Annotated in this window: 13 protein-coding genes; 9 read left to right on the forward strand and 4 right to left on the reverse strand. The window is 34.5% G+C overall.

All coding sequences use genetic code 11. The features are described from left to right. Positions 1-209: 209 nt before the first annotated feature. Positions 210-1196, reverse strand: a complete 987-nt coding sequence (locus ACEN2I_RS02225; RefSeq protein ID WP_441764490.1) for a DUF389 domain-containing protein — start codon at positions 1194-1196, stop codon at positions 210-212. 975 nt (positions 1197-2171) lie between these two features. On the opposite strand from ACEN2I_RS02225, the gene ACEN2I_RS02230 reads away from it, so the two are divergent. The 6 genes from ACEN2I_RS02230 (at position 2172) to ACEN2I_RS02255 (ending at position 6593) form a co-directional block, all read left to right on the forward strand. Further along, on the forward strand, positions 2172-2843 hold the full coding sequence (locus ACEN2I_RS02230; protein ID WP_441764491.1) for a BON domain-containing protein: 672 nt from the start codon (positions 2172-2174) through the stop codon (positions 2841-2843). 204 nt (positions 2844-3047) lie between these two features. Next, on the forward strand, positions 3048-3638 hold the full coding sequence (locus tag ACEN2I_RS02235; RefSeq protein WP_441764492.1) for a hypothetical protein: 591 nt from the start codon (positions 3048-3050) through the stop codon (positions 3636-3638). Positions 3639-3760: 122 nt separating this feature from the next. After that, a complete protein-coding gene (locus ACEN2I_RS02240) occupies positions 3761-4210 on the forward strand; it encodes a ferritin-like domain-containing protein (RefSeq protein WP_441764493.1) in 450 nt (149 codons plus the stop codon). A gap of 13 nt (positions 4211-4223) precedes the next feature. Further along, positions 4224-4823 (forward strand): YceI family protein, encoded by a 600-nt coding sequence (locus tag ACEN2I_RS02245; protein ID WP_441764494.1) that lies wholly within the window; start codon positions 4224-4226, stop codon positions 4821-4823. Between the two features lie 5 nt (positions 4824-4828). Then, a complete protein-coding gene (locus ACEN2I_RS02250; RefSeq protein WP_441764495.1) occupies positions 4829-6142 on the forward strand; it encodes a hypothetical protein in 1314 nt (437 codons plus the stop codon). A 166-nt stretch (positions 6143-6308) separates the two neighbouring features. Further along, entirely contained in the window at positions 6309-6593 is a 285-nt protein-coding gene (locus ACEN2I_RS02255) for a hypothetical protein (protein WP_441764496.1), read from the forward strand. 139 nt (positions 6594-6732) lie between these two features. On the opposite strand, the gene ACEN2I_RS02260 is transcribed toward ACEN2I_RS02255, so the two are convergent. Together ACEN2I_RS02260 and ACEN2I_RS02265 are read right to left on the reverse strand one after the other, a co-directional pair. Next, positions 6733-7785 (reverse strand): response regulator, encoded by a 1053-nt coding sequence (locus ACEN2I_RS02260; protein WP_441764497.1) that lies wholly within the window; start codon positions 7783-7785, stop codon positions 6733-6735. Then, positions 7782-8972: a PAS domain-containing sensor histidine kinase gene (locus ACEN2I_RS02265; protein WP_441764498.1), complete on the reverse strand. Its 1191-nt coding sequence runs from the start codon at positions 8970-8972 to the stop codon at positions 7782-7784. Before ACEN2I_RS02265 ends, ACEN2I_RS02260 begins: the two co-directional genes overlap by 4 nt. Positions 8973-9278: 306 nt before the next feature. Here ACEN2I_RS02265 and ACEN2I_RS02270 point away from each other — a divergent pair, with 306 nt between their 5' ends. The 3 genes from ACEN2I_RS02270 (at position 9279) to ACEN2I_RS02280 (ending at position 11155) form a co-directional block, all read left to right on the forward strand. Then, on the forward strand, positions 9279-9701 hold the full coding sequence (locus tag ACEN2I_RS02270; RefSeq protein ID WP_441764499.1) for a hypothetical protein: 423 nt from the start codon (positions 9279-9281) through the stop codon (positions 9699-9701). A gap of 182 nt (positions 9702-9883) precedes the next feature. Further along, positions 9884-10303 (forward strand): hypothetical protein, encoded by a 420-nt coding sequence (locus ACEN2I_RS02275; protein ID WP_441764500.1) that lies wholly within the window; start codon positions 9884-9886, stop codon positions 10301-10303. 183 nt (positions 10304-10486) lie between these two features. Further along, positions 10487-11155: a BON domain-containing protein gene (locus ACEN2I_RS02280; RefSeq protein ID WP_441764501.1), complete on the forward strand. Its 669-nt coding sequence runs from the start codon at positions 10487-10489 to the stop codon at positions 11153-11155. Positions 11156-11319: 164 nt separating this feature from the next. On the opposite strand, the gene ACEN2I_RS02285 is transcribed toward ACEN2I_RS02280, so the two are convergent. Further along, on the reverse strand, positions 11320-14373 hold the full coding sequence (locus tag ACEN2I_RS02285) for a glycoside hydrolase family 2 protein (RefSeq protein ID WP_441764502.1): 3054 nt from the start codon (positions 14371-14373) through the stop codon (positions 11320-11322). Positions 14374-14378: the final 5 nt, after the last annotated feature.

The following is a 14378-nucleotide window of genomic DNA, read 5'->3' on the forward strand; positions in this document are numbered from 1 at the left end:
AAAGTAAGAAAAATATTGTATTTTAAATGTTAAGTTTTAAAAAAAGGGTGCTGCCGGATATTTAATCTATATGCGCAATAATGGGTAGTAGCTTTTTTAAGATAATCAACAACTTTAAAACTTCAGAGTTAAAGTTGTTCTGAGTTTAAATCTAATATATTATTCATTTTCATTTAGGTATACCAACATAGCCATTTACTTGTCCTATTTTATGGTTCCTCTGAAGAGCTCTTCAGAAATACCTGCAGCTGAGTTATGGTCTCTAGTTTTTTTATAAGCAATTGTCTTTCCTGTTTTTCCTTTGGGAATGGAGAAATACTAAGGATAACTCCACTACCTTGTATGGTAAGAGCTTTGATGCGGGGAGAATCTTTACTATTTTCAAAAACGGATTTTGCTTTTTTATAAATTGAACCTTGAAATTGGTCGTCAGAATTAAATTTTTTATAATTTAAGGCAAGAGGAGTAATCATTCCCGAACCGACTATAAGTATAACAACAGTACCTATATAAAACCATCTTCGGTTTCTTTTATGTTTAATGCCCAAAACGAAAAACATAAAAAGAGCAGCAAATGTTATTCCTATAAAATTAGTTGTAAATAACAAAAAACTTCCGGCAGCCAAAATAAAATACCCATGTTCGAGCATTAATCCACAAACACAAAGGGGAGGAACTAAGGCTACGGCAATGGCAACACCTGATAAAACAGTCGAAAACTCACTTCTGTAATATCCGTAAGCTCCTGCAGCACCAGCTAATATGGCGATTCCGAGATCACGAAAATCTGGAGATGTTCGGATTAAAACCTGCTGATTTGGTATCACATTAGGGAGTGTAAAACCAATAAAGTAAGCTATCATGACGCAGCCTAAAGCGCCAAGAAAGATAATACCCAGCATTCGAAATGACTGTATTCTCCAGTCTAAGGCAATAGCACCTCCAAAGGCGATGATGGGCTGTCCCAAGGGAGCTATAATCATAGCGCCAATTACAGTTGCTGATGCATCTTCGGAAAGCCCTAAAGTGGCAATGCTTGCACTTAAAAAAAGCATCAGGGCAAACGAAAGCTGCCAATTCTTTTTGTAATGAAAAAAAAGACTATTAAAAACAGCGGCTCTTTGGTCTATAGGAATGTCTTGCGAAAAGAAATTCTGTTCTATAAACACATCTTTTGCATTTGGGTCAGTTTGCACAATTCACCTATTTAGTTTCTTCGTTAAATATTACATTATTTTTTTTAAAAAAATGGTCAAAAGATTTCATTATCTTTTGACAACAAGGTTCCGCGGGATTGAAAGATTAGTTGATTCTATGTTTCTGTAAGTCTTTCTTTTCCTGAAACCCATAATTTTTATTTTTAATTGTTTCAACTCTATCAGTGCTTTAGTAATTACTGCATAGCTTAAATGTTATTGCATCTTGTACATCTTTTGTAAATCTTGATTCGTTTTCATTATAAGTTATTTAATGAACTTACTCTAAGATCTTTATCTGTAATTTATTAAGGCAAAGTTGGTCATATATTGCTATTAATAAAATGACACATGTCACTTATCTTTCTGATTTATAACATATTTTATTTTGATGGGTTTTGAATTTATAAGAAAATAGTAATGTAGATAATGTAATTGTATGTCTTGTAAGGTAAAAAGGCAATATAGGATTACTTTTTTGCCAAATCAGATTAAATAAGAATATTTTTTGCAAATTTTGATCGGTCTTTAGTTGGTCAGTTTCCCAATTTCGTGGAGAATGTGAATAAGCATATTAAACAAGTTGGTCGGTATTAAAAGCCTTAGTAAATAAACGATGGTTAATTTCTGTATTATAAAAAAATGATTCAAATCACTTTTAAAAGTGCTGAGCATCATTTGCTCACTTCATAACTAAATGCACCTTTACAATAAGAAAATTTAAGGTTAAAAATTAATTGAATCAGAATCACCAAAAGCTCAAAACAACTAGAGAACAACACCTGACCGTAATCCAATAAAAACATTTCGGGCTTGGAGATTCTATGCTTACAACTGACATTGGAAAGAAATTGTCTGAACTCGGAATTAATGAATTTGTGAATAAGAAACTTATTCGCGTGAGTGAACTCTCTGATCCTTTTTGAATCGAACACTTCTTATAAAGATACATTGCAAATTTTAAAAATATACCCTATGAAAACGAATGAAGAATTACAAAAAGATGTACAAGATGCCATTAAATGGGAACCGCTTTTGCATGCCGCAGAGATTGGTGTGATTGTTAAAGACGGAATTGTAACCCTTACTGGAACTGTAGATAATTATTATAAAAAGACAGAAGCCGAAAATGCAGCCAAAAAAGTCGGTGGTGTTAAGGCAGTAGTCGAAAAAATTGAGATACAGGATGCTCGGCACTTTATAAAAAACGATACTGATATCGCTTCAGATCTGGTAAAATCCTTTTCGGACAACCTCATTTTTCCTTATAATAATCTAACTGTTAAAGTTGAAAATGGATGGGTTACACTTGAAGGTCAGCTGGGATGGAATTATCAAAAAGAGATGGCCAGAAAATTAGCAAATGAACTCTGGGGCGTTAAAGGAGTTATCAATAACATTGGCATTCAGTCAGAATCTAACAGTACTATTGAAAAAAAACATGTAGAGAATGCCTTAGCGCGCCACTGGGCCATTAATGCAAAAGATATTACTGTATCAGTATCTGGAAGTACAGTAACGCTTTCAGGTGGCGTTACATCGCTCTACCAAAAAGAAGAAGCAGCCAGAATTACCTGGAATACACCTGGGGTTTCCTTTGTGAAAAATGAATTGACAGTCGACTACAATTATAGCTTTACCGATTAAAAATCGGGACTAATGTTCTAGGTAAAGGGCAGAAACACAAAACACCTTCCCTGAATATCCTATGACATTCAGGTTTTTTTTGTCCAATATTCGCAATAAAATGTAATGAAGGTCACTCCCAGCAATGATATCCATCATTTCTAATGAAACAATAACACGTCACCTTTGTCTGAGAAATAAAATAAATATTTAAAAGTAAAACAAATGAAAAATTATAAAATTTTATTAGCCTCTGTTGCAATTGCAATAGGAATAAATGGCAATGCGCAAATTCAGAAAGGGAACATTCTAATTGGTGGAAATCTTGCCAATGTCAATCTTGGGCTAAACGGTTCAAAGATAATTAGCGCAGAAATTACACCTAAAATAGCCTGGTTCATACAAGACAATGTTGCACTTGGAGGTTATGTGGATTTAGGGATTCAAACAGCAAAAAATTCGGGAACCACTACCAATTATGGTGTTGGAGCCTTGGGTCGTTACTATGCCGGAAAAGAAATAGAGGTTATCAAACACAGCCGCTTTTTTGGAGAAGCAACTGTGGGTCTTGGAGGTGTTAATGTAAGCGATGCAGATAATACTAACGGAATTAATATCAGTGCAGGACCTGGTTTTGCCTATTTCATAACACCAAATATTGGATTTGAAGTCCTTTTAAAATACAATGCACTGGTTGGACTGGGTAGTGCTCCTTATCAGGGAAACCTAAATGCTTCGCTTGGTTTTCAAATCTATCTGCCGGGAAAAAGTACTGCGAGAAAAGTACATAATGACACTACTCTTCTCACTAAGTAACAACTGTAACAGATGGTTATGACAACTGTCTTTTTGGTCTGTCTTATATAACTTAAACTTAGCATGGAAATCAGCAACTTTAAAAAATGAATATAAAAACTTGCACATTACAAAGAGTCTATATGAGAAAAATTACTAAAAAACTTACAAATATTCTTTGTGATGAGTATTTGCTTTTAATCAAAACTAATAATGTAAGTTCAAATCTACAATATATTGACTTTCAGGATAAGTTTCATTTTTTCAGTGCTCAATCCAGTGAAATTGATAGAATAATTGAGCACATTGAAAAATGTGTTCATACCTCACATTATGCTGATGTCATGCTGAAGGCTTTTCTGAAGGTGACAAAATTTAATAAAAAAAAGAAAAAAATAAATGATCGAACTGGCTATATTAATGAATTACTCGATGACCACGAAAACCTGATTGCCGTACTAAAAAACAATACATCGCTACTGGAAACGGTTTCTAAAAATAGTAAAACAGACGATTTTGTCACTACACTAACCGAAAGTCATGAGAAAATGGCTTGGTTCCTTCGCTCCTACTTAAAATATTGCCTTTATTAAATTAAGAACAATTATGAAAAATAAAATAAAATTCGGCCTACTGCTTTTGATTGTAATCTTCTCAGGTATCAACCAGATGATTCAGGCACAATCTCATTTTAAAATTGAAAAATCCAAGGATAATGAAATGAAGATATCCGGAACTTCAACCTTTCACGACTGGACGATGAAAACGGCTGCTTTTTCGGGAAAAGCGACATTTGATATTGGTGTAGAAAATCAAATTACCAAACTCAATACAATCGAGTTTAACTTACCTGTACTTACCCTCAAAAGCGGTCAGAAAAAATTAGATAAAAATGCCTACAAAGCTTTGAAAACCGATCAGTTTAAAGAAATTCTATACAAACAGGTTTCCGCCGAATTAATGAGTGTAACCAATTCTAAATTTCATATCAAAACAGCAGGAAAACTTACCATTGCAGGTGTTACAAAGGACGTTGTTATTGATTTGTACTGTTTTATAAATCAAGACGGAAGTATCAGCTGTGATGGCAATTACCCGATAAACATGAGTGAATTCAAGGTTACGGCACCTGTTTTTATGGGCGGAATCATGAAAACCGGTGATTCGATCAAACTTGAATTCTCTTTCCTTTTTGAAAAATATTAATTCAAATGAAAAATATACTATCGCTATTATTGTGTCTTTGGATAACATTGGCACAAGCACAAAAAAAAACTATGCAGTATTTTAGGTACAATGATCAAAGAGGTCTGAATGTATTTGAAACCACCAAAAAAGATACTGCTTCCTTTGAAGGTTTTAAAGTAAAAATGGGTGGTAATTTCACGTTGGATTTTCAAGGACTAAACCATCAAAATTCTGCAGTTCCCGTGCTGGCAGACGGTATAAACAGCAATGAACTTATTTCTATTACAAATGGCTTTAATCTCGCTATGGCCAATCTCAACCTCGACACACAGCTCGATAATGGAATACGGATGAACCTTACTATTTATTTATCTTCAAGACATCATGAGGAGACCTGGGTAAAAGGAGGCTACATACAGTTTGATAAACTCTTATTTTTAAAAAGTGATTTTATCGATCGGGTGATGGAAAATGTAACCCTGAAAGTAGGTGCCTATGATGTTGATTATGGTGACCAGCACTTTAGACGAAGTGACGGAGGAAATGCCATCTACAACCCTTTCATCGAAAATTACATCCTGGATGAATTTGCCACTGAAATTGGAGGAGAAGTCTATTTTCAGGACAGTTCAGGATTGATGGTCATGCTCGGGTTGACAAATGGCGCCCTGAATCCAACTGTGGTAGTTTCTACTAAAATAGATGCTGCTACCGGTGAATTAAACAGACCTACGCCGGCAATGCATGGCAAAATAGGTTACGATAAACAAATAGACGAAGATTTACGACTACGACTTACCGGCTCATTTTATCATGTAAAAAGAGCTTTGAACAATACTCTTTTTGCAGGTGACAGAACGGGTTCCCATTATTTTTATGTGATGGAAAATACGGCCGCAACAGCAGTTGATAATTTCAGATCTGGTCGATACAATCCGGAATTCAGCCAAGAGGTCACCGCCTTTATGTTTAATCCATTTTTGAAATTTAAAGGCTTAGAACTCTTTGGTACGTATGAAGTTGCTAAAGGAAGAAAAATTACTCAGACCGATACACATCAGATCATTCAATCAGCTCTTGATCTTATTTACAGATTCCCTGAAGGAAAAGAAAATTTCTGGATTGCGGGCAGATACAATACGCTTACTGATACCCCACAAAATCAAAATGACCAGAAAATCAATCGGGTTACAGCTTCTGCCGGGTGGTTCTTAACTAAAAACATCCTGATGAAAGCCGAATATGTAAATCAGAAATATAAAAACTTTCAGGATTCGGATATCAGACATGGTGCCCAATTTGATGGTTTCATGTTAGAAGCTACGGTGGGATTTTAAATCTATTCAAAATATAATTAGAAAAAAGTGTCTAACATCAAGAATCAAAATAAGCAGTGTCATTTCCTGTGGCAAAACTTCTTCTCAATTTTGTAACACTATAAAACTTCCAGTTTATTTCTAAAAAATCAGATATCAAACATCAACATTTATAAAATTTAAAAACATGAAAACAACTTCAAAAAAAATGACTGCAGAAATTACAACTGCGCTTACTTCTGCATTAACCGCAAAATCAAACACAAAAAAAATTCTGAAAAAGATTGACAATACAGCCAAAAAAATGGCTAAAAAAATCAATAAAAAAATCGTGGAAACTGCTGCGGGCCCTAAAGGAAAGAAAATAGAAAAAGCAGCAAAAACAAAGAAAAGTGACAACGGTATACTGACTGAGGTAAAAAAAAATAAATTACTCACAGAGATGTCAGCCGACGAAATTAAAGCTAATTAAAATATTCGCAATGGTAGAAAAACAGAGCATGGCAATATACATTGCTATGCTCATATTACTTTAAACAAGTCCTAATGGAAATCAAAGTTAATACTGTTTCGACAATTAGCTTTATGCGTTAACATTTTAAGAAATTATATTAATTTTTCATCTTACTTATTTTTATATAATCCAGAATTTTAAGCTGGCTGCCTTTTTTTTCTATTAAACCTTCATTTCTAAATTCGGTTAAGGTTCTACTTACTGTTTCTGAGGCTGTCCCAGACATTGCTGCCAAATCATCCCTGGTTACGTTGATGCTATTCTCTTTGGCTACTTGTTCCTGACGAAAAATTCTCAGCAAAGATTCTGCTATTCGTTTTCTAACCGATTGATAGGCCAATTGTAGCAAATGTGTATCTTTGATCCTGATTTCATTCGATAATATTTTAATGAATTTCTCCCCTACATCAGGATATAATTTTAGTAATTCTTCGAGTTGTTCTTTTGGAAAAAAACAGAGCTGACTATCTTCGAGTGCTGTTGCAGTATCGGTATAGGTTTCGTCACAAAGAATGGTACTGACACCTAAGAAATCATTCGCATGGTACATACCGGTCATGAGTTCACGCCCGTCTTCAGACATCTTGACGGTTTTAATTTTACCTGAGATAACTAAATAAATGCCTATCGCACGATCCCCTTCATAATGAACAATCTGGTTTTTCTTAAAAGGTCTGTGGATATGCTCTTCTATCATTTTTTTCAGTTCAGAAAGCCCTTCCTTATCCCCTACTAAATTCTCAAGCTGTACGAGGGACTGACTGTAAAAGTTCATTTCAGAATTCTTTTTGTTGAGCCTGCCTTCAATTGCCTGCAGCAGCTCCATATCATCAAAAGGTTTGGTCAGGTAATCATCTGCTCCCATTTCCATAGCCTTTCGCAAATCAGGTCTTTCAGATTTTGAAGTGATAAAAATAAAAGGAATCGTACTTGTTTTCGGATTTTTGTTAAGCATATACAAAACACCGTAACCGTCGAGCTCCGGCATCATAATATCACATAAAATAATATCTGGCAGGTTTACAACAGCAGATTCAACTCCTGCTTTGCCATTATTTGCCTGAAAAACGGTATAATTGGCCAAAGTAAGAATTTCAGCAATGTTTTCCCTAATGTCGTTATGGTCTTCAATAATTAATACTTTGCTCATGATATGGGAAATGTTAAGGTGAATAATGTTCCTTCCTGTTGATTACTTTTAAAATCTGATGTTCCTTTCATCAAGGATACGTATCGGCTTACTATATTCAGACCTAAACCGGTACCAGGTATGCTGCCTGTGTTGTGCGCCCTGAAAAAAGCCTGAAACAAATGCTTTTGTTCATCTAGGGGAATACCGATTCCATCATCATGAACTGAGATAATATAATTGAAATCATTAATTTCAGTCGTAAATTCAATACAGCAGCTATCTCCAGAATACTTTATAGCATTTCCAATCAAATTAATGGCACAATTTTTTAACAAATTAGCATCAAGGTATATCATGGTCTGATCGCCTAAATGTTTGCATAGGATATTTTGGCTGGGTTTTGACAGAAGCTGCATTTCTTCGGTTATTTCTTCACCAAATTTAACCAGATCGAAGCAAGTATAATTAGCTTTTATTCTGCCTGTTTCTAATTTTTCAACGTAAAGAAAATCATTAAGTATGGCTGTTAAACTTTTTACTGAATTTTTAATCTTGCCTATATGCTTACTGACAGACTCGCTTTCAAATGGTATTGCATATTTTTCTATTAAGGAAGCTGATAAATGTACGGTACTGAGCGGTGTACGAAATTCATGAGAAGCCATTGATAAAAAGCGATTTTTTAATTTATTAAGCTCTTTTTCTTTTTCCAGTGAGATACTCACTTTTTCTTTAGCTTTTTCCAATGCAAAAATAGTATCGTTGAGTGATTTTGTCCGCTCTTCTACAAGTCCTTCTAATTGAGAAGCATAATTTTTATAACGTTCCTCATCCAGTTTTTGCTGCGACAGATCATGAATAAAACCGGCATAAATTGTCCTGCCTGAATAATTTACCTCACTTACTCCAAGTTTCATAGGAAAGAGATAACCTCCTTTCCGCATGCCTGTCAGTTCGCGTCCCACGCCAATTATGCTGGCTTTTCTAGTTGTTTTGTACTTACTTAAATAGTGATTGTGTCTTTCCTTATCCGGTGAAGGCATTAAGATTGAAATATTTTTACCTATAACTTCCTCTTGCTGATAACCAAAAAGTAAGCAGCCGGCAGGATTAATAGTTTCTATAGTGCCAATATCATCTATAGTTATGATACCATCCAAAGCATTCTGTACAAGAGCATATAATAGTGCGGCATTTTCCATCATCAAATCGATCAAATTATGATGATCCTTATAAAGGTCGGCTATTTAAAAATGGAAAATTACATTCTTCCTGGATTTCGCACTACAATTAGCATATTATCATTTATTTAACAGCAAACAGCACTTATTGTGGTCGTTTTGACTGCTTTATATAGTATTAAAGATTTTAACTGACCGCGAGTCTGAACAAAATGACATACATCATGATTTGTAATGCTGTAACTCATTTCAGTTTAAATGATTATATCGCTTCTTTGCCATGAAAACCTAAAATAAAAAATGATGCGATACAACTCCAGACCAGTATACATGCTACTTATAAAAGAGGAATCTCAAACAGTAGATGCCTTTCAGACCGCTTTGAAAAATTTAGAATCTAAAAACTCTGTTACAACATTTAAAAACAGTAAGTTATGTATAAAACATTTAAAAGAAAGAGCGGGTCTCACTTCCTCTATCTTATTTTTTAATTTAAATGATGACGGTTGTAAATGTTTAAATGAAATAGTGTCTATAAGAAATGATAAACAAAATAAAAATCTGTCCATTGTTGTGTATGATCCTAAGGCAGTACTGTGTGATGAAGATACATTTATTGCGGGAGCCAATATTTATATTAAGAAATCAAGCGACGCAACAGAACTAAAAAAAGTGATTAAAAAGGTACTTGATATGGATTGGTATTGTAAGTCCGGAAAATTTAATCAGGAAACTTTTTTTGTATCAGTTTAGCAGCCTTTATTTTTTAAAAAAGTAATCTACATCATTTTTATTGCTGTACTCTGTCATTTCCAGTTGCTTGCTGATGACTCAACTTTGTATCAGTAAGTATCTATTTCATCTTTTAGCAAAATTAAGGAGAAGCCACTGTAACGAAAAATTAAAAAGAACATAAATTTTAAACCTCAAAAAAAATGAAAACTATAAAAAAATTAGGCATTTACTTAGATCATGCTGCTGCGAATCTGATTGATTTTATAGATAATGATAATGAGGCTCAAACTATAGTCTCTGACTTTGGTATTAAGGATAAAAATGAAACCCTGCATCGTAGCGAAAATGAAATGCATAACAAGGAAAAAGACAAACAAAGGTATTATTTTAATAAAATTGCTGCCATTGTTCTTGACTTTGATGAAATCATTTTATTTGGTCCTACGACCGCTAAAATAGAATTACTTCACTTTTTGCAGAAGGATCACAAATTTGACCGTGTCAAAATAGAAACTAAAAACACCGATAAATTGACCATCGGCCAACAAAAAGTATTTGTGCAGGAACATTTTAAAAAGGTAAACTTCAAAACGAATGAAAATGGAAAAATTACTCTTTAAAGTTAACCGCTATACCCTACAAAAGGGAATTGTAGTTAAAGCTATTTCTGTTTATCAATTTATTCAATATTACTTGGGAGTTGTATATCCAATCTGATCAATATGACATTTTTCTCTTTATATGAAGTGTTTTTTCTTGAAGAATGTTACTAAAAATAATTATAAATTTTAATTACATACATTATGAAAACCAACCAAGAATTACAGAAAGATGTTCAAAATGCCATTAAATGGGAACCGCTTTTACATGCTGCAGAAATCGGCGTAACAGTAAAAGATGGTGTAGTAACCCTGACGGGTATTGTAGACGGATATTATAAAAAAAAGGAAGCCGAAACAGCAGCCAAAAATGTATCTGGGGTAAAGGCCGTTGTTGAGGAAATAGAAATCAAATACACCAATACCTTCACAAAAACAGACAATGATATTGCCAATGAAGTTTTAAAAGCTTTAAAAGAGAATTGGGCAGTTGCTGAAGATCATGTAAAGGTAAAAGTCGAAGACGGCTGGGTCACTTTAGAGGGAGAATTGACATGGAATTTCCAAAAACAAGACGCAAAATCTGCCATTAGCTTCCTTCCTGGAGTAAAAGGTGTTACTAATGAAATAAAAATTAAATCGGACATCAAAGATGCTATCGAAAAAACGGATGTTGAAAAAGCACTGGCAAGGAGTTGGTCGCTAAACGCTAAAAATATCACCGTAACAGTAAATGGAACCAATGTAAAACTAAACGGTTTTGTAGATTCTGTCTATCAAAAAGATCAGGCCGAGAAAATCGTCTGGAAAACGCCGGGCATCTGGTCTATTGACAATGAACTTGTAGTGGAATACGACTATGCCATGTTGTAAACTCAATTAATAAAAACAGGGGAAATTATCCTCTGTTTTTATTTTTAATAATTTTTTATGGTGATTATGATAAATCATTGCTCTTAGCCCTGAACGCCAAGAGCAGGAACGATCCTACTAAAAATGACTCATGATTCCTGCTTCTAAAAATAACAAAATTCAATTTATTTCAACAAATTCAGCAAAAGCTGCTGCCCTACAATATTTGCTTTGTTTTTTGCAGAAACGTTAAAAGTATTCATAGCGGCATTTTCTCCATCACCTTCTGCTTTTTTAACGTTTTCGTTTTCTTTTATAGCGCCAAATATATCCAGCGCGCAAAGAATAATTTTTCCACGTCCATGCTGAATTACGCTCAAGGCAGAATAAACTTCCTGCTTATGATCAGAAACGCATCCAACGATAGTTTCACCATTAAACATTCGCAGTCCAATCCTATTTTTGTTGTAAGCCGCAAAACATTGATACTCCCAATTGAATACACAGGATTGTGGCAAACCATCGAACCATTTTGTATCCTTGACAAAATAATTTCCGCCGTACCAGGAAGTTCCCAAATTTTTGAATCCTCTGTAATCAACGACTTCTTTTTTAGCAAAATAGCTTGCCCAGATATCTATATCATTAACTACAACAATCGTGTTTCCGTTATTTACCCATTCCAAAAGGTCTGTTACCAATGGATTTCCTGTTTGCTGTGGCTTAAAACATCCAATTACAAGACAATTTCCTGATGGGGTTCCGCTTTTATAGTTTTTGTATTCTATCTTTTCGAAATCAAAATATTTTCCAAGGATTCCCGTAGTATCCGCAACTATTATATTGGAAGTAATTTTTTCCTTGTTTAATTTTACAGCAAATAATTCGTCGTTTCCAGTGGCAATTACAGTATTATCTTTTGATATCAACTCGGCAGAAATCTTTGTATAGCCTTCTTTTTGAGGCGCAAATTTATTGTTAGATGACAATAATTCCCCAAATTTTATTCCTCCTGTTACGGTTACAGATATTGTTTTTGTCCAGACTGTTTCTTTCTTATCGTTTGTTGCTTTAACATTCAGGTCAAATGTTCCTTTGATATCTTTTTCGTTTACAATAAAGAAATCTATTGTCGTGGTATCTTTTACTGATAAAACCTTATTGGTCAATTTTACAGCGACATACAACGGCTTATTGTATCGGGCAATCACTACGGCATCACCTTTAAGATTTCGATAATTATCAACTATTCCGGAATGATTTTCGAGCTTCATACTCTCCCACCCGTTTACTGCATAACCATCAATTGTATTATTAATTCGTACATTTTCGATTGTTCTTCCCTGATAATAATAAGCTACGTTGCCCATTTGTCTGGTTAGGCTGTCTACATTAGGAAATGATTTTTGGAAATCACTCTTTTTCAGAAAATTATCATAAGCATCATACCATTTTAAATAATCGTCACTTTCCCAGCCGATATTTTTACCTCTTTTCAGAATTTCATCTCTGATTAACTGCAATCTTGGCGGCGTTCCTATTGCTCCTTCTTCTCCGTAATAAATAATCTCTGCTTTATTATCGGTAAACTTGGCGTAATTTTTAGGATTGCTGTATAAATTATCATGATACACACCCGGGCCTCCTGCGTGATGCTGATCAAACCAGCCATAATTATAAAACTGATTGCTATAAGGCAATAAATGCAATTTAAAACGTGAATCTACTCCCATTTTTATTGGGCCATTACTAGAATTATAAGTTATAATTCTAGTTGGATCCAGCTTGTGGCCTGCCAGCATTTGAAGGCTATCTATTTTCTGCGGCTCTGCTCCTCTTTCGTTGTGCATGTTATAGATCACCAAAGATGGATGGCTTCTGTCACGTTTAATCATTCTAAAGAACTTTTCATCTCGCGCTGCAAAATAAAAATCTGTTTGTTTTTTTTGTAAATCATTTTTAGGCTTGAATTGCTTGGCCGGAAACTGATTACCACCCGGTTCCTGATAATAAAGCAAACCCATTTCATCAGCATAATCCAAAACATTGGTTTGTCCAATAGTTCTGTGGAAATTAAGCATATTCAAACCAAGTGCTTTTGCATCCATAATTTGCTTTTTAGCCAGTTCATCACTTGGTGCTATTCCGTTTACGGGCCAAAAGCCCCAGGAAATTGCCGTTCTTACTACAATACGCTTATTGTTTAAGTAAAACTGTTTGTCGCCATCAACTTCTTTCACTTCAAACCAACGGAAACCGAACTTTTTCGCTACAATATCTTTTATTTCTTTCTCGCTTTCCAGTGACGTTTTCAGTACATATAAATTAGGATTATCCACATCCCAAATTTTAGCATTATCTACTTTAACAACAAATGATTGCGGATCATTATCTCCAGTTATAATTTCAATTGGAAAGCTTTTTTTCCAAACGGATTTTCCTGACATTCTTTCGCTTACTTCTAATACAATATTTCCTTTAAAAGTTGTTGAAGAATTGTTTGTCAGCGAAATTTCGGCGTCAATTTCATTCAGATTCGGTTTGTTTTTGATAAACACATCATTCACAAAAACATTTTCAGTTGCCATAAGAGTAACTTTTCCAGTAATACCGCCAAATCCGTGCGTTGGGTTGGTACGATAATCTCCCCACATGTAATTGGAACTGTCTCTCCAATCGAAATTACCGTTTGGATCTGTTATTCGAACAGCAATAGAATTCGCTTTTCCGATAGTCACATAATGGGTAATATCAACATCGAAAGGAGTTCCGTTAATTAGATCATAGCCCGCTAATTTTTGATTTACAAATACCTCTGCCCTGAAACGTACACTTTCGAAATGTAAAATAATTCGCTTTCCTTTCATCGATGACGGTACTTTTACCTCAGTCGTAAACCATGAAATACCAAGATAATTCCCCGCTACTCCAAAAGGATTTTTATTGATTCCCCAATTAAATTCTTCAACCGTTGCCGGAAGATGTACCGTTTTGTTTTCTCCTTTTTGAAGTGCCTGCCAGCCACCAGTTGGAAGATTGACAGGTAATTTTTTTATCTCAACAGGAGGTACAAACAAAACATCGTTTTGCCATTGGGCGATTGGATCCAGCCAAAGCTTCCAGTCATTATTGGATATATCCTGTACTATTCTTTGCTTTTGGGCAAATGAAGTTGTTGCTGATAGAATCGTAAACAAAACTGCAGAGACAAATCTTAACTTTTTTGGGGAGTTTTTCATAGATT

The sequence above is a fragment of the Flavobacterium sp. W22_SRS_FK3 genome (assembly GCF_052113665.1).
GTDB lineage: Bacteria > Bacteroidota > Bacteroidia > Flavobacteriales > Flavobacteriaceae > Flavobacterium.